The sequence below is a fragment of the Paenibacillus sp. CH40 genome (assembly GCF_024213605.1).
In the GTDB taxonomy this organism is placed as follows: Bacteria; Bacillota; Bacilli; order Paenibacillales; family Paenibacillaceae; genus Paenibacillus; species Paenibacillus polymyxa_B.
The window spans coordinates 99982-115458 of sequence record NZ_JANAVQ010000008.1; the positions used below are offsets into that span (position 1 = coordinate 99982).

The following is a 15477-nucleotide window of genomic DNA, read 5'->3' on the forward strand; positions in this document are numbered from 1 at the left end:
TTACTGTGCCACTGAATGCGTACGCTTAAAATCTTCTTTCACCGCAACCAGCAGTGTTTCATTTACCAGCAGCTCCAAGCCTGACAAGGCTAACGCTTTGGCTCCAGTCACTAAGGCTTCCTCCCCCTTCTCAGAGCCAGCCGCTTCCCTGAATTCCACCGTATGAGCGATGAGATCATCTGGACCGATCTTAATGTAAGCATGTGCAGTCGGGATAACATAGCTTACATTTCCCGCATCCGTCGAACCCAGTCCAGCACGAGGGCCACGATCCAGCTGTTCTCCCAGCGCTTCCAGTTCACGACCTACTACCTCGTCCAGCGTATCGTTCAGAATGAAATCACGCACTTCATTTTGAAAACGTTCGATTTTCACAGTGGCTCCTGTTGCCAAAGCAGCAGCATCTGCGATATGGCGAACTTTCGTGGAAACCTCCTCTGTGCGCTGCCAAGTACTTGCCCGAATGAAAAAGCGTGCCGACGCATAGTCCGGAATGATATTGGGCGCGTCTCCTCCATGCGTAATGATGCCATGAATACGCACATCGGTCGGCAGTTGCTGACGCAAAGCATTGATACCGCTGAACAACTGTAGCACCGCATCGAGCGCATTGATTCCCTGCTCTGGTGATCCTGCGGCATGAGCCGCTTTGCCGTAAAAATGAAAATCTAGCGGATCAACTGCCAGACTTGGTGAGGTCAGCCGGGTCACACCGGATGGATGAACCATCAGTGCAGCATCAATCCCTTCGAACAGCCCGTGCTTCACGAAGCTGCCTTTTGCACTACCATTAGGACCGCCTTCTTCCGCTGGTGTACCGAACACATACACCTCACCTCCCGTTTCGCTGATCACCTGCGCCAAGGCGATGGCTGCTGCCGTGCTTGCGGTTCCGATAATATTGTGGCCACAAGCATGGCCCAGACCGGGCAATGCATCATATTCAGCCAAGTATCCGATTTTCGGACCTGGTCTAGCAGAAGCCTTACGTGCAACAAATCCGGTTTCGTGTCCCGCTACATTACGAGTTACCTCAAACCCCGCTTGCTCCAAAATACCCGTCAGTGCCTGGGAAGCTTGAAATTCTTGATTGCCGATTTCGGGATTAGCATGAATAAACCGGCTCGTTTCCGTGTAAAGCTGACGAGACTCCTCAATTTTCTCAATAATCCGCTGTCTATGTGTATCGACCGTATTCGTTGTACTCATCGCAATCTCTCCTCGTTTCGAAAATAGATTAGTATGCTTCCAACCCTGCTTCTGTTCAACATTCTTATTTCTTTTGCGCTTTAACATCTGCTACCAGCTTATCCAATGTGGCCTGTAGCTCTTCGGCAGACTGGTCTACCACGACGTTAGCTCCTTTGGAATCCTGTTTTACCGCCTCGGCTACATCAGCATCATGGTACAAATCCACGATCGTTTTGTAAGTCGCATTATCCTTATCCTCCGCACGGGCAGCAAACACGTTCACATATGGCTTTGCTTCTTCGCTGCTTGCATCATCCTTGTAGATGGCTCCGTCCAGCTTGAGCCCAGCATCCGTAGCAACACCGCTGTTCACAGCTGAGGCGGCTACATCAGACAAGACGCGCGGCGTCTGCTGGGCAACAACTGGGACAATCTCCAGCTTTTTAGGATTACCTTCTATTTCATCCGTGGTTGGATACAGGCCCGCATCCTGCTTCAACTTAATCAGCCCTGCAGACTGGAGCAGTTTTAAAGCCCGTCCCTGATTGGAGGGATCATCCGGTATAGCAATTTTTGAGCCGTCAGGAATATCCGATACGTTTTTGAATTTTTCAGAGTACAGTGCCATCGGAGCGATAATCGTTGCACCAATAGGGACGATATTCACATCATTTTCTACATTAAACTGACTGAGAAAGGCCAAATGTTGAAAGGAATTCAAATCTACCTCTTTATTGGCGAGCGCCTTATTGGGTAATGTATAATCCGAGAAACTGATCAGCTCAATTTCAATATTTTTGGCCTCTGCTTTCTTCTTGAGCACATCCCAATACGTGTCCTCAGATCCTGAAACCCCGATTTTAACATGTACTTTTTCATTTGAATTTGAGCCCGAACCGTTAGCCGAGCAAGCAGATAGAACCGCTACACTAAGAATAGCTAGTAAACCCAAGCGAAATATTTTTTTCATTTTCATTTCCCCTTTAATCGTTATGTATAATACGCTGTTCCCATTAGCGCCGTAGAAATTTACGAGACAAGTAGTTCCCCGCATATTGGGCGACCTGTACAAAAAAAATCAGCAAAACAATCGTGACAATCATGACCGAGGTATCGAATCGTTGATAACCATAGGTCATTGCCAGATTCCCAAGGCCTCCTCCGCCCACCGTACCAGCCATGGCAGAGAAATCAATCAAGGCCACGGTAATAAACGTCAACCCAAGAATCAAAGGTCCCAGCGCTTCCCGAATCAACACACCCGTGATGATCTGAAATGGAGTCGCACCCAGTGCCTTGGCAGCTTCTATCATGCCCGGATCTATGGAGACCAGATTATTTTCCACAATTCTCGCTACAGCAAAGGCCGCTACAATAGTCATTGGGAAAATAGCCGCCGAGGTTCCAATCGTGGTTCCCATGATTAAACGCGTAAACGGGCTAATCGCCACTAAAAAAATGATAAACGGAATCGGGCGAATGATATTAATCAGCAAATTCAGAAACATAAACACAAATTTGTTTTCAAACAAGCTCCCTTTACGTGTCACATACAGTACTAAACCAATCATAAGCCCCAGAATACTGGAAAAAATCAGCGTGACAACAACCATCAAAAGCGTTTCCCCTGTAGCCTCCACTACCTTGAGCCAAAATGTATCCCAATTAACTCTCATGATCGACGACCTCCCTGACTTCCACCGTCGTTCGTAGTTCCTCCACGACCTTGTTAACTTCATCGTCTGCACCGATTAACTCGACAATTAAGCTTCCGAACAGCGCTCCCTGTAGCTCATTAATACTTCCATATACAATGTTGTAATCCAGATTATGCTTCCGTGTCGCTCTAGAAAGCACCGGTTCACTGGTCGCCCCACCCCGAAAAATAAGTCTGTACAATCGGCCAGCGTGATGCTCCCGAATCTTGCTCAGCAGTTTGGGTGAAAGCTGATCATTCAGTACAGAGCGAATAAAATTTTTCGTTGTCTTCGTCTGTGGATTGGCAAATACATCGAACACACTGCCCTGCTCAATCACCCTACCATTCTCCATCACCGCCACACGGTCACAAATACTGCGAATCACATTCATTTCATGGGTAATGAGCAAGATCGTAATCTGGTACTCTTCATTTACTTTTTTCAGCAGCCTCAATATATCTTCTGTCGTTTCCGGGTCGAGGGCCGAGGTCGCTTCATCACAGATGAGAATATCGGGCGAATTCGCCAGTGCTCTGGCAATGCCGACCCGTTGCTTTTGCCCGCCAGATAACTGCTCAGGATAGGAATCCGCTTTGTCCTCCAATCCAACAAATTGTAGCAGCTCCTTAACACGAGCATCTATCTGTGTCTTGGGCAGTTTAGCCAGTTTTAGAGGATAAGCCAGATTCCCATATACAGTACGAGAGTTAAACAAATTAAAGGTTTGGAATACCATCCCGATCCGTCTTCTTAAATTCCTTAGTTCCTTGGGTCGTATCTGAGTAACATCCTGATCATTAACGACAATTCGTCCCTCTGAGGGGCGTTCCAGTAAATTGACAAGCCGTAGCAGCGTACTTTTACCTGCACCGCTAAAACCAATCACGCCGAAAATTTCTCCTTTTTCAACCGATAACGAAACCTTTTCGAGAGCATTTACCTTACGATTGGGTAAGGTAAATATTTTGCTAACTTGTTCAAACTTTATCAAACTGCTTCCTCCTTACGTCTACAATGTATGTATTCCTCCATCCCATTTTAGTAATCCGGTGGATTTAATCGGATTTATACCCTAAAAAAACTCCCTAATCTTCGTTTGACCGAAAGTGGGATTATTTAACTGTATATTGCATTGTTAACACCTTAAGACAAGAAGGAGAATCTGTCAATAAAAAATGAATATAGCCTTCTGACTCCTGTCATCACAATTGCTTACACTTTTAGGGCTACAAAGCCAAATAAGGCTAACCGTATATTTGCAAAGTTTGCAAACCGGCAGCCCTTTGTGCATTGCAATCTCGATCATTCCACAGACTAATGTGCAGAAGTATTTTTCAAATCTGCTTCATAACGAAGGCCGAATTGTTGTCTTGCCTCCTCCATCACTTCAGCGACTGTAAGTGAACACTCCAAGGAGTTAATGGAACTGTTGCGTTCACCACTTTTGATCAAATCAATAAATTCCTGAATTTCATAATACATTGGCTCACGCGTCTGAGCTTTGGTTAGATCCTCAATTGTGCCGTCCCGATAATGAATTTTCACCTCATAGGGCTGGCTGATTTTGTCGATCACCATCGTTCCATTCTCACCCTGAATTTCAGCAGGCAGATAAGAATCTGTAATTTTGGAATACATGACGATAGCATCCATATCAGGATACTTCATCACGATACTGCCCTCGCCATCGACACCAGAGGATAAAAGTACACCAACCGCCCGAACCTCCTCAGGTTTGCCGAACAAAGTCACCATAGGATACAAACAATACACTCCAAGGTCCATCAAGGAACCATTGGAAAAGGCCGGATTAAACGCATTCAATACCTTACCTTGCTTAAAAGCATCAAAGCGTGAGGAGTATTGACAATAGCTTGCAAAATAACGCCGAACCCGGCCTATTTTATACATATGATCCTTTATTATTTTAAAGTTAGGCATCAGTGTGGATTTAACGGCCTCCATCAACAGAACATCGTTGTTGCGCGCGGCTTCGATCATGCTCTTCACCTCTGCTGCATTAGACGCAAAGGGTTTCTCACACAACACGTGCTTTCCGTGATTCATACATAAGATCGCCTGCTCCGCATGTAAGGAATTGGGGCTGGCAATATATACGGCATCGACCTGATCACTTGCGGCCATTTGCGCCAGGTCTGTAAAAACCTCCGGCTGGCTGTTATATTTGTCAGCAAAAGCTTTGCCCTTATCCTCTGTGCGTGAGTATACCGCCGTCAGGGAAAATTCGTCCGTCTCCATCGCAGCTTGAATAAACCTCTCTGTTATCCAGTTGGTTCCAACAATACCAAAACGCATCACAGTATCCCATCCTTCCCGTGAGTCATTACAATTCATATGTACCTATTCTCGCATTCCAGCCTAAACTTGTCCACTATACCGTTATTCATATCTCATGCCTCAACATGTTCATTCGACAAAAAAAGACTGTAGTCTATCAGCATAATTTATACTGATTGTACCACAGTCCCTGTCATTTATTTGGGGTTATATCTCTATTTTTTTGATATCACTTTTCCTACTTCCTCCAAAATGGCATCCATGGAAGCTGGGTCGTGTACATCATACTCATCAATGTTCAGGCGCAGTACAGGACAGGCATCAAATTCGTTGATCCAATTGGAATATCTGCGATGCATTTGCTCCCAATAAGAACGCTCGGTCTGGATCTCCATCTCGCGACCACGCTCCTCAATCCGACTCAGTATGGAAGGCAAGCTGCCTTCCAAATAGATCAACACATCAGGGTGCGGGAAAAACGGTGTCATCACCATCGCCTCAAACAGGCTAGTATACGTTTCATAATCGGTAGGGTTCATCGTTCCCTGATCGGCATGCATTTTCGCAAAAATGCCTGTGTCCTCATAAATAGAACGATCCTGTACAAAGCCTCCACCAGACAAGAAAATATTCTTTTGTTCCTTGAAGCGTTCTGCGAGAAAATAAATTTGCAAATGAAAGCTCCATCTTTCGAAATCGTGATAAAATTTCTCCAGATAGGGATTATGATCAACCTGCTCCAAAGAGGTTTTAAAACCAAGACGTCCGGCCAAAGCACCAGTCAGTGTGGATTTACCTACACCCACTGTGCCCGCTACCGTAATCAGGGCATTCGCAGGAATGTTGTAATTATTCACTATATAAGCTCCTTTACATCGGAAACGATTTGTTTAAATTGTGCCTGATTTTCTACAAAATCAATTTCATTCCCGTTCACGGTCAATATACGAGGGGAAGGGGACTGTTCAGCGAGAAACTGCATGCCTTTATCATAATCTATGATCAATTGCTCGAGATAGGCGGGGTCCATCTCCTGTTCAAAAGAGCGTGCACGCTTGCGAATTCTCCCCAGCAAGGTCTCCAAATCTGCTCTAATATAAATGATAATGTCCGGCTTAGGCATATCATCTGTGAGCAAATGATAGATTTGACGATATTTTTCGAGCTTCACACCCTTAAGCGTACGTTCAGCAAAAATTAAATTCTTGTAGATATGGTAATCAGAAATAACGGGCTGAGCTTTCTCGATATATTGCAGACCGGTATCCTCCAGTTGCTTGTACCGATTGCAGAGAAAGAACATTTCCAGCTGAAAACTCCACTCATCTATATTTTGATAAAATTTATCGAGAAATGGGTTCTCCTCGACAATCTCTTTGATCATCGGCAAATGTAGCTCGGTTGAAAGCATCGAAGCTAACGTCGTTTTACCTGCTCCGATCGGCCCTTCAACGGCTATAAATGGGGCTTGTTTCATGGGGTTCTGCTCCTCCTTGTACTCCAGTCCATCCTGTGGACAACTATCCTATTGTATCACAAGGTAGTACGCTAAAGGCATACCAAATCTATGGATAAAACAAAAAAAACAGAGCGCTACATTTTGCTTCATAGCGTCTCTGTTTCTCATTTAAACCAACCTTTTTCATTAAAACGGGTAATTGCCTCAATCCGGTTACTGACACCCAGCTTATCGAGAATGACTGAAATATAATTGCGCACCGTCCCTGTCGTTAAATACAGTTCACCAGCAATCTCTTTTGTGTTCTTTCCGTCAGCGATGAGCGCTAAAACGGTCTTTTCACGCTCTGTTAGCGGGTTGACTTCGGCATAAGCATCATCGACCAGTTCCGGGGCATAGATACGCCGACCTGCCATAATACTTCGAATGGAGGAAGCCAGCTCTTCACTCGGACTGTCCTTGAGCAAATAACCGTGTGTCCCCGCCTTGATCGCTCGTTCAAAATACCCGGGACGGGCAAACGTAGTTAAAATCAGCACCTTGCAGTTCAAGCCTTTGAGTTCCTCAGCCGCATCCAATCCGCTCTTGATCGGCATTTCGATGTCCATAATGCATATATCGGGCTGATGCAGCTTCACCAGCTCTAAAGCTTCTTCCCCGTTGCTTGCTTTTCCGACTACTTTCATGTCCTCTTCCAAGTCCAGCAGGGAGGCTAGAGCACCCAGCAGCATACGCTGGTCCTCCGCGATGACAATTCGAATCATGGCCCCACCTCCTCATTCGGCTTTTCAGTGATATTGGGCACTTTAATGACCAAGGTCGTTCCCTGATCTGAACGCAGCTCCATACATCCGTTCACGAATTCGAGCCTTTCTTTCATACCTTTCAGGCCGTTTCCACGAAAGGTTCCATTTTCTCTCGTAATACCGACTCCATTATCCTGAATCCGAAGGGTTAATTCCTTACGAGACGGCTCAATGGTGATGGAACAAGCGGTGGCTCCACTGTGCTTAACCACATTTGTCACTGCTTCCTTCATACACATACTAAGGACATTTTCATTCATTAATGATGTATGCTCCAGCTTCGGGTCGCCCTCTAGAGTCAATTCAATGTGAGCAGCCTTTAAAATCTGCCGAATACGTAGCAGTTCATCCTCTAGTCGCATACCGCGCATTTGAGTAACCATTTCCCGCACCTCTTTTAGTGCGCTTCTCGCCGTGAGACGAACATCGTTAATTTCAGCATGAGCCCGCTCCGGGTACTGATCCATCAGTTTGCCCGCCAAATCGCTCTTCAGCCCAATGAGTGACAGCTTCTGACCTAAGGTATCGTGCAGATCACGCGCAATTCTTTGCCGTTCCTCCAGCTTAATCAATTCCGATATTTTCTTATTGGCATCCTCCAATTGGACTTGGAGCCGATCGCTTTTGTTGCGATTAAAATTCGTAATCGGAAGGAGAATCACACCGATCAGATTGAGCAGGATAAAAGGAATCTGTTTAATAAAAACGGGATTCTGAGAAACAAAACCGTAATTGATCAATCCAATCGTAATAACCATTAAAATAATATACAGCGTCGTAAATGCAGCCTTACTTTTAATATTACCGATCAGATAGGCGATAAATATGGAAAAATACATATAGCTAAACAGCAGTGTCATGGTAATCGATATGGCAATTTGTACACTGGTCCAAAAGTATATGAGCCAGCCTTTCGAGACAAAAGCCAATACATAACATGCAAAAAACACCAAAATAATAGCAGTACCCAGAATAATATGACTTGTAGATGAAGAGCTAAAGTAGTAAAAGGGCAGGATATAAAAGACGACCCACACATAAGGGCTAAGTCCAGTATTTCTTTGAAAAATCTGATACCATTTTTGCATCCTGCCACCCTCTTCTACTTCACTTGACTTATATCTCTTATCATATCATACCAAGTTTTGTACAACGTTATTTTCTTTCTGTGCTTACAACAGGTGTAGGGATGGGTTTCGTGACTGCAACACGTTTGCTGAGGAGCGGCTTCACTTGTTTAAAGGTCAAAAAGGTTTTCGTATTTTCATCCCAAAGGCGGAACTTCAAAGATTGCAGACTGCTACTCACTGTGATCGTGGTTGCTTTTTGAAGTAACGGTGTCGCTTCATGTGCTTTTTCCAAATTATAATTTGGCACTTTGGGACTCAAGTGATGAACGTGGTGAAATCCGATATTCCCCGTAATCCATTGCAATACTTTAGGAAGCTTGTAGTAAGAACTACCTTCTACGGCTGCATTAATATAACTCCACTCTTCATCATGCTCAAAATACGAATCCTCAAATTGATGTTGTACATAGAACAACCAGATGCCCAACATACCGGATACAAAAAAGATAGGTGCCTGTACGAGAAGGAAGGCCTGCCATCCAATAGCCCAGCACAACAGTGCATACAATGCAACGATGGATATATTCGTCACATGAGTGTTCATTTTTTCCTTGCGTTTGGCTGTCTTGATATTAAAGCGATAGGAAATCAAAAAAGTATAGATCGGACCTAGTCCGAACATAACCCAAGGATTTCGATATATGCGATAGGCCAGCCGCGTCCAAGTGGAAGCCTCTGTGTACTCTTCTACCGTGAGCACCCACATGTCACCTGTGCCTCTTTTATCCAGATTACTGCTGGTTGCATGGTGGATCGCATGACTATTTTTCCATTGATGATAAGGACAGAGCGTAATAATACCTGTAATCGTTCCCACAATGTCGTTCAGCTTGCGGCTTTTGAAGAAGGATTGATGACCACAATCATGAAAAATAATAAACGTCCGTACCACAAACCCCGATGCAACAATGGCAATGGGAAGCGTCAGCCAGTACGAAACCGACAGGCTAAGATAAGCAGCATACCACAATAGGATCAGTGGACCCAAAGTATTGATGAGTTGCAGAACGCTGGATTTCGTGTTTATTTTCTCGTAGGGAGCCATATTTTTTTTCAATTGGGCTAATGGGAGTTGTGTCATACTCATTATGATCCTCCTTTAAAATGACGCCTATACCTTGATCCTGTTAGGCGTACATGTTGATCTAATCTCAGTATAAGGTGAAGACTGTAGACGCTGTAGTCATAAACGTCAGCTCGGGTATATGACATTTGTCATATAGACAAGTAACATAACCCGTTTTCCAAATGTTCGCGGGTTTCTTTTCTGAGGATTATTTGTTAAAATATAAGCTATAATAACGCTGTATGTGACTGGCGAAGTCAGTGGAATGAACCACGAGGGAGCATACAAAAAAAGCGTACCGTTCGCCTGGGAGAAGTATTTGCAGAGGATTCGTCTGTCTTGACGACCTTGTGCAAATACTTTTTTTCGTTTTACATGACCATGACACCCTGTTGATAAATCACGCGATAAATTCAGAGGAGGCTCGGACTATGGCTATTATCATGAAATCCAAAGAAGCAGCTGAGCAAGTGTATGCAACGATCCGTTCACAGGTAGAAGAAATGAAGCAGCAAGGACACCGTCCCCATCTGGCGACCCTATTGGTAGAAGGTGATCCGGCATCTGCCTACTATGCCCGGACCAAGCAAAAAATAGCGGAGAAGCTGGGCATCTCATTTCATCTCCATACTTTTGATCGTCATGTTAGCGAAACCGAGCTACTGCACCTGATCGGCAGTCTGAACGATGCATCCCATGTACATGGTATTATGCTGGAACTGCCGCTTCCCCAACATCTTTCCGCCTCCGTTATTAAACAATCCATCGCCCCCTACAAGGATATTGATGGGATTACACCTGATAACAAGCTGGCTACCGTAACAGGTGACGCCGGACTATATCCCGCAACACCTCAAGCCTGTATCGAGCTGCTCAAGCATTACGGTCACACATTGGCAGGCAAAAATGTCACTCTCGTGGGCATCGGACAGACAGTGGGACTTCCCCTTTTCCACATGTTGCAAAGAGAAAATGCCACCGTTACCGCCTGTCATGCAGGAACACGTGATATTGCAGAGCATCTGAGCCATGCAGACATTGCCTTCGTCGCAGTCGGATGCCCTGATGTGATTACACAGGATATGGTTCATCCCGGTCTGATTTTGGTAGATGCGGGAATTAATGAGACGCTAGAGGGAAAAATAGTGGGGGATGCCGCTTTAGACGTTGGGGAAAAGGTCCATGCCATTTCTCCGGTTCCCGGCGGTGTTGGCACCTTAACAACTGCGATTTTATACAAAAATCTGCTCAAAGCAATACATCTGCAACACTACTCCAGAGAGGTGGTCTATTCATGAGTGAACTGTCGTGGAATCATTCCATCGGGCATTTTCTAAAAGAGGCTGCAAGTGCAGCGCCTACCCCCGGTGGAGGAAGTGTATCCGCACTGGCTGCGGCACTAGGTGCGGCTATGACCTCCATGACCGCCAACCTTTCACAAGGAGAAAAATATGCGCATATCCATGAACAAATCACGGACGTCATTAACAGCATGGAAAGATTGTCTACACATTGTGAGGAACTAATGGTCGCAGACATCCAATCCTTTGAACAGTACATGACCGCGCTGCGTTTGCCCAAGGAAACGGACGAAGAAAAGCGCTATCGTACCCATTCCTTACAGACAGCGGTGATCGCTGCCATTGAGGTACCCATGCGCCTGCTGGAAGTATGCCGGGACGGATTGTCGCAAGCCTACAATATTGTGGAAATGTCCAATAAAAATGTGATTTCGGATCTTGGCATCGGCGCGATCCTGTTCGAAGCCGCCGCTCAATCTGCCCTGCTTACCGTCGACATTAACCTTGCTTCGCTGAAAGATTTGGATGTCAAATACTCCTATGAGACCAAGACAGCCGCACTCATCCGTGAAATCGGACAAATCAAAGAACAAACCTTGTTGATGGTGCGCAGTCGAATAGCGAATTAGTCTGCTCATAACCGTGTTTAACCTGTTCCAAAACATTTCTTCAAAAAAATAGCTGATTGGATACAAAAAGAAGATACTATCGAATTACGACGAATAGTAAATAAAAAACCAGTCCAAACATGATTCATGTTGGACTGGTTTTTATTGCTAGATACTGCGCGTATTATGCGATCTCTTATTCGTTTTGGTTGACGCTTATAAATCCATTCTGTTTTCCATCTATATATCCCCTACATGTCTGCTAATAAGTCAGGCAGAACTTTATAATTTCTAGCAAGCCAGTTCATTTCTTTAGCGAATCGGATAGGCACAGAATGTTCGTCCATGTTGGCGTTGATCCACCAAACACTTTCCATATACCACAGCCATTGTAATGATCTTGTTAAACAGCCCTCTACCATCGTATGCTCTTCCCTGTACCCCGCCATAAATGCTGAAACAAGGGGAGGTTTTAACTGCTTATCCCAGGCAAAAGACATGACTGCTCGGGCAATATCCAACTGTGGATAGTCATAATCCAATCGGTCAAAATCCAGAATTGCACTGAGCTTATCATCGTTGAATAGAACATTGTCCGCCCAAAGGTCACGATGGGCCCAACCGGGTGGAGGTGCATCCATTATCTCGATAGGTATCATTTCTGTTGCTTTGCGCTGGGTTTCGATATCAGCCAAAAGCTTTTTTTTATCGGCTTCCTCCGCTTGTTTCCATACTGAATCCCAATGGGCTAGTCGTTCCTTACGGCTGGAAAGCACAAGTTTCGGGGTACTTTTGCTCCTGATTGTCCCGTCGTTTAACCAGTGGTGCATTTTTCCGGTTGCCTTGCCTAGTTCATATAATTGGTAAACATTAGCTTCTCCTGGTGAGACCAACGTCCCTGGGCAAAATTCCATCACTAGGAAGCGTTCTCTACGATCAGATTCCATAAAGACTTGCCCCTCATGATTAAATAACCGTGGACACGCCAGACCAAGCCCATGCAATCTTTCTTGTTGAGAAAACGCTCTCAAAAGATCATCAAAATTATAATCCTTATATCTTTGTTTATTATATTGTTTCAATAAAAAAGTCCCATTGTTCGTGGTGATTTTCCATTTTAGATTTAACCACCCTCGTTGGATGGGAACAGATTCAATTATATTTAAACCAAAAAATCGATGAAATGCTTCCATTAGGTCAGCCTGAATGATTTCATTTGTCGAGAATGTTTCCAATAGACTCACTCCTTGCTAATCTGCACATTACTATTCTCTTGAAAAAGATTAGAAAGATCACATATTGGTCTATTATACTTCGTATTGTCATTTTTTTGTTATTCAGTAATTCAACAAAAAAACACTTCACCCCGGTCAGCTGTCCGTGTAGTGAAGTGCTTATCCATGTGAATCTCACATCTATTGTTTAGCTTTATTCTCTTTTTCTCTTTCGACCAGCATATTTACGATCATATCAATTTGTCCGGTAATAGCGATTGGATCATAACGATAATACGTATCAAAATCGTTAAAGAACACTCTATTATTCTTCACCGCTGGAAGATTCCCCCACACAGCGGACGACTTTAGTTGTTTGAGCGCGTCACCCTTTTTCTCGGGGTCATACGTAGTCAGGAACATATAATCTGCGTCATACTGTGGCAACACCTCCATTGAAAGCTGCACCGTTTGTTCCTTGGAGTTCACTGTTTTCTTTGGCATGTTCAGTTTAAGCGCATTGTATACAGCTTGGCCGCCGCGACCCGCATTGTCACCAAAGATCCAAAGTGCGTGCTTGTCCGTCAGCTCATACAGACCGAAAGTTGCTTTTTCGTCAATCACACCTTTAAGACGTGCGCGACCTTCAGCGGCCTTTTTATCAAATGCAGCAATAAATTGCTCAGCCTTCTCCTTTTCCCCAGTGATATCGCCGAACAGCTTGACCGTATCATAGATATTAGTCGTCGTACCGTACGGAATGTACAGGGTAGGTGCGATTTTAGACAAAGCCTCATAATTCGTATCCTTCATAACCACGATCAGATCGGGTTTGAGTTCCAGCGTCTTTTCCAAATTGGTCGGATCACCCACCTCTTTGGTTCCTTTTTCCTTCAGCAAATCGGTCAGAAAAGGATTTTGAAACGCAGTCGGCTCCACACCCACCACGTTAGCACCCACGGACAGCAATTCTCCGCCGTAAAAATCCGTTACAATGCGCTGTGGCTTAGCAGGAATTTGAATATCCCCTTTAACCGTTTTAAAGCTTCTAGTCTCTCCAGTAGTAGCCGACTCTTGCTTATCTTCTGAAGATGAAACCGGACTACTTCCATTATTATTTCCGCCGCAAGCGCTGATGAATACAGACAATACAAGTAACATAGCTGTCATCATAAAATACGATTTTCTTTTCAACTGATTAGCCCCCTATATATTGTGGAGATGATCTCCAATGCGGATGATAATGATTATCAATATCGCAAGAAATATATCAAGCGTCGTCCTTGCTGTCAACTGAAAAACGAACTTTGCATCATTTCACTTTAAAAAACAAAAGACCTGCCAAAATGATGGCCAGGTCTTTTTTCGTGGAGCCGTCTCAAAAACCTACACATTGGGGCTAGGCTGCTGAAGACTGCTTTCTGATGATCGCTGTTTTGTTTTATATTCTTCTCCCCAATCCTTCATCAGGTTAATAATCGGGATCAGCGTTTTTCCAAATTCAGTTAGAGAGTATTCGACCTTAGGAGGAACCTGTTGGTAGACTTCACGGTGAACGACTCCGTCCTCTTCCAGCTCGCGCAATTGGAGTGTCAGCATACGCTGAGTAATTCCCGGACAGATCCGCCGAAAATCACTAAATCGCTTAGTCCCATACATAAGATGATATAGAATAATCCCTTTCCATTTGCCCCCAATCACGTCCAGCGTGAACTCAACTGGACACGCCTGATCATTTCCAGCGGTACATTCCCCAAAGCCGCCTTTCCGATTGCGCATAGGCTTTTCTCCTCCTTGGTATCATTTTATATACTACAGCACATTAATGTGCGTACTTCAAAAACGATCATGTATATTCTAATATTAAGCATGTCACTTGGTAAGCGTCAATTTTAATCACATCTATAAGGAGTGGAATAACGATGGAAACCTTAACTACTACTAAAGATCAAATCTTATCTGCATATGAGTTCAGACATGCAACGAAGGAATTTGATAGTCATAAGAAAATTAGCGATTCCGATTTTGATTTTATTCTTGAAACCGGTCGTTTATCTCCAAGCTCATTTGGCTTTGAACCTTGGAAATTTGTTGTCGTTCAGAGTAAAGCTATGCGTGAGAAGCTGCTGCCTTACTCTTGGGGGGCGCAAAAACAACTGCCAACAGCCAGCCATTTTGTACTCATCCTCTCTAGACTTCCTGAAGATATGGTAGCCTCCTCCGATTATATCAAGAGTATGATGGAGAACGTACAGCAATTACCCGCTGAAGTGATTCAAGGCAGAGAGAAAGTGTATGATGCCTTTCTAAAATCTGATTTTGGGCTGGAGGAAAATAAAAGAGCCTTGTTCGAGTGGGGCTGCCGACAAACCTACATCGCACTGGGCAACATGATGACTGCCGCAGCTCAAATCGGCATTGATTCCTGTCCTATCGAAGGTTTTAATAAACAGGAAATCGAACGCATCCTCTCCGAAGAAGGCATTATGGATGCCGAACATTTCGGTATTTCCTGTATGGTGGCATTTGGATACCGTCTGAACGAGCCGCGCGGCAAAACCCGGCGATCTGTAGATCAGGTTATTGAATGGGTGTAAAACCTTTACTCTAAAACAAAGAGGCGTCCCACAGCCATTTCCATGGCTAGGGGCGCCCCTTTTTCATAAAATCTCAAGTCTTATAAAAAATCTGTCATTCAAAATCC

General features: G+C 44.5%; 16 protein-coding genes and 1 riboswitch. Of the genes, 3 read left to right on the forward strand and 13 right to left on the reverse strand.

Annotated elements, in window-relative coordinates:
* From NLX73_RS20400 to desA, 10 genes are all read right to left on the reverse strand, one after another.
* Positions 1-1209: a M20 family metallopeptidase gene (locus tag NLX73_RS20400; protein WP_254327172.1), complete on the reverse strand. Its 1209-nt coding sequence runs from the start codon at positions 1207-1209 to the stop codon at positions 1-3.
* A gap of 64 nt (positions 1210-1273) precedes the next feature.
* A complete protein-coding gene (locus NLX73_RS20405) occupies positions 1274-2161 on the reverse strand; it encodes a MetQ/NlpA family ABC transporter substrate-binding protein (RefSeq protein WP_061830647.1) in 888 nt (295 codons plus the stop codon).
* 43 nt (positions 2162-2204) lie between these two features.
* Complete coding sequence (locus tag NLX73_RS20410) at positions 2205-2867, reverse strand: methionine ABC transporter permease (RefSeq protein ID WP_254327173.1); 663 nt, start codon at positions 2865-2867, stop codon at positions 2205-2207.
* Positions 2857-3882: a methionine ABC transporter ATP-binding protein gene (locus tag NLX73_RS20415; RefSeq protein WP_254327174.1), complete on the reverse strand. Its 1026-nt coding sequence runs from the start codon at positions 3880-3882 to the stop codon at positions 2857-2859. The genes NLX73_RS20410 and NLX73_RS20415 overlap by 11 nt, the downstream gene beginning before the upstream one ends.
* Positions 3883-4205: 323 nt before the next feature.
* On the reverse strand, positions 4206-5207 hold the full coding sequence (locus NLX73_RS20420; protein WP_103049808.1) for a Gfo/Idh/MocA family protein: 1002 nt from the start codon (positions 5205-5207) through the stop codon (positions 4206-4208).
* Between the two features lie 197 nt (positions 5208-5404).
* Positions 5405-6046, reverse strand: coding sequence for a deoxynucleoside kinase (locus NLX73_RS20425; RefSeq protein ID WP_013308920.1), 642 nt, complete (start codon positions 6044-6046; stop codon positions 5405-5407).
* Complete coding sequence (locus NLX73_RS20430) at positions 6046-6666, reverse strand: deoxynucleoside kinase (RefSeq protein WP_254327175.1); 621 nt, start codon at positions 6664-6666, stop codon at positions 6046-6048. Before NLX73_RS20430 ends, NLX73_RS20425 begins: the two co-directional genes overlap by 1 nt.
* Positions 6667-6812: 146 nt before the next feature.
* Positions 6813-7412, reverse strand: a complete 600-nt coding sequence (locus NLX73_RS20435; RefSeq protein WP_025683815.1) for a response regulator transcription factor — start codon at positions 7410-7412, stop codon at positions 6813-6815.
* A complete protein-coding gene (locus tag NLX73_RS20440) occupies positions 7409-8542 on the reverse strand; it encodes a sensor histidine kinase (protein WP_069291170.1) in 1134 nt (377 codons plus the stop codon). Before NLX73_RS20440 ends, NLX73_RS20435 begins: the two co-directional genes overlap by 4 nt.
* A gap of 67 nt (positions 8543-8609) precedes the next feature.
* The gene (desA, locus tag NLX73_RS20445; RefSeq protein WP_013308916.1) at positions 8610-9671 is read right to left on the reverse strand and encodes a Delta(5) desaturase DesA; all 1062 of its coding nucleotides are present in this window, start codon (positions 9669-9671) and stop codon (positions 8610-8612) included.
* Positions 9672-9884: 213 nt separating this feature from the next.
* Positions 9885-9969, forward strand: a riboswitch (ZMP/ZTP riboswitch).
* 112 nt (positions 9970-10081) lie between these two features.
* Here desA and NLX73_RS20450 point away from each other — a divergent pair.
* Positions 10082-10948, forward strand: coding sequence for a bifunctional 5,10-methylenetetrahydrofolate dehydrogenase/5,10-methenyltetrahydrofolate cyclohydrolase (locus tag NLX73_RS20450; RefSeq protein ID WP_029517626.1), 867 nt, complete (start codon positions 10082-10084; stop codon positions 10946-10948).
* Entirely contained in the window at positions 10945-11580 is a 636-nt protein-coding gene (locus tag NLX73_RS20455; protein ID WP_254327176.1) for a cyclodeaminase/cyclohydrolase family protein, read from the forward strand. Before NLX73_RS20450 ends, NLX73_RS20455 begins: the two co-directional genes overlap by 4 nt.
* Positions 11581-11810: 230 nt before the next feature.
* Here the strand turns inward: NLX73_RS20455 and NLX73_RS20460 are convergent, their stop codons facing one another.
* The 3 genes from NLX73_RS20460 to NLX73_RS20470 form a co-directional block, all read right to left on the reverse strand.
* Positions 11811-12794, reverse strand: coding sequence for a phosphotransferase (locus NLX73_RS20460; protein WP_254327177.1), 984 nt, complete (start codon positions 12792-12794; stop codon positions 11811-11813).
* A 180-nt stretch (positions 12795-12974) separates the two neighbouring features.
* The gene (locus tag NLX73_RS20465; protein ID WP_254327178.1) at positions 12975-13967 is read right to left on the reverse strand and encodes an ABC transporter substrate-binding protein; all 993 of its coding nucleotides are present in this window, start codon (positions 13965-13967) and stop codon (positions 12975-12977) included.
* Between the two features lie 192 nt (positions 13968-14159).
* The gene (locus tag NLX73_RS20470; RefSeq protein WP_165179453.1) at positions 14160-14552 is read right to left on the reverse strand and encodes a winged helix-turn-helix transcriptional regulator; all 393 of its coding nucleotides are present in this window, start codon (positions 14550-14552) and stop codon (positions 14160-14162) included.
* 143 nt (positions 14553-14695) lie between these two features.
* Here NLX73_RS20470 and NLX73_RS20475 point away from each other — a divergent pair, with 143 nt between their 5' ends.
* Positions 14696-15370 (forward strand): NAD(P)H-dependent oxidoreductase, encoded by a 675-nt coding sequence (locus tag NLX73_RS20475; protein WP_061831600.1) that lies wholly within the window; start codon positions 14696-14698, stop codon positions 15368-15370.
* The last annotated feature ends 107 nt before the right edge of the window (positions 15371-15477 follow it).

Coding starts and splice junctions, on each gene's coding strand:
- NLX73_RS20410 (WP_254327173.1), bottom strand. CDS start 2,867: ATGAGAGTTAATTGGGATACATTTTGGCTCAAGGTAGTGGAGGCTACA.
- NLX73_RS20475 (WP_061831600.1), top strand. CDS start 14,696: ATGGAAACCTTAACTACTACTAAAGATCAAATCTTATCTGCATATGAG.
- NLX73_RS20420 (WP_103049808.1), bottom strand. CDS start 5,207: ATGCGTTTTGGTATTGTTGGAACCAACTGGATAACAGAGAGGTTTATT.
- NLX73_RS20405 (WP_061830647.1), bottom strand. CDS start 2,161: ATGAAAAAAATATTTCGCTTGGGTTTACTAGCTATTCTTAGTGTAGCG.
- NLX73_RS20455 (WP_254327176.1), top strand. CDS start 10,945: ATGAGTGAACTGTCGTGGAATCATTCCATCGGGCATTTTCTAAAAGAG.
- desA (WP_013308916.1), bottom strand. CDS start 9,671: ATGAGTATGACACAACTCCCATTAGCCCAATTGAAAAAAAATATGGCT.
- NLX73_RS20435 (WP_025683815.1), bottom strand. CDS start 7,412: ATGATTCGAATTGTCATCGCGGAGGACCAGCGTATGCTGCTGGGTGCT.
- NLX73_RS20470 (WP_165179453.1), bottom strand. CDS start 14,552: ATGCGCAATCGGAAAGGCGGCTTTGGGGAATGTACCGCTGGAAATGAT.
- NLX73_RS20400 (WP_254327172.1), bottom strand. CDS start 1,209: ATGAGTACAACGAATACGGTCGATACACATAGACAGCGGATTATTGAG.
- NLX73_RS20440 (WP_069291170.1), bottom strand. CDS start 8,542: ATGCAAAAATGGTATCAGATTTTTCAAAGAAATACTGGACTTAGCCCT.
- NLX73_RS20450 (WP_029517626.1), top strand. CDS start 10,082: ATGGCTATTATCATGAAATCCAAAGAAGCAGCTGAGCAAGTGTATGCA.
- NLX73_RS20430 (WP_254327175.1), bottom strand. CDS start 6,666: ATGAAACAAGCCCCATTTATAGCCGTTGAAGGGCCGATCGGAGCAGGT.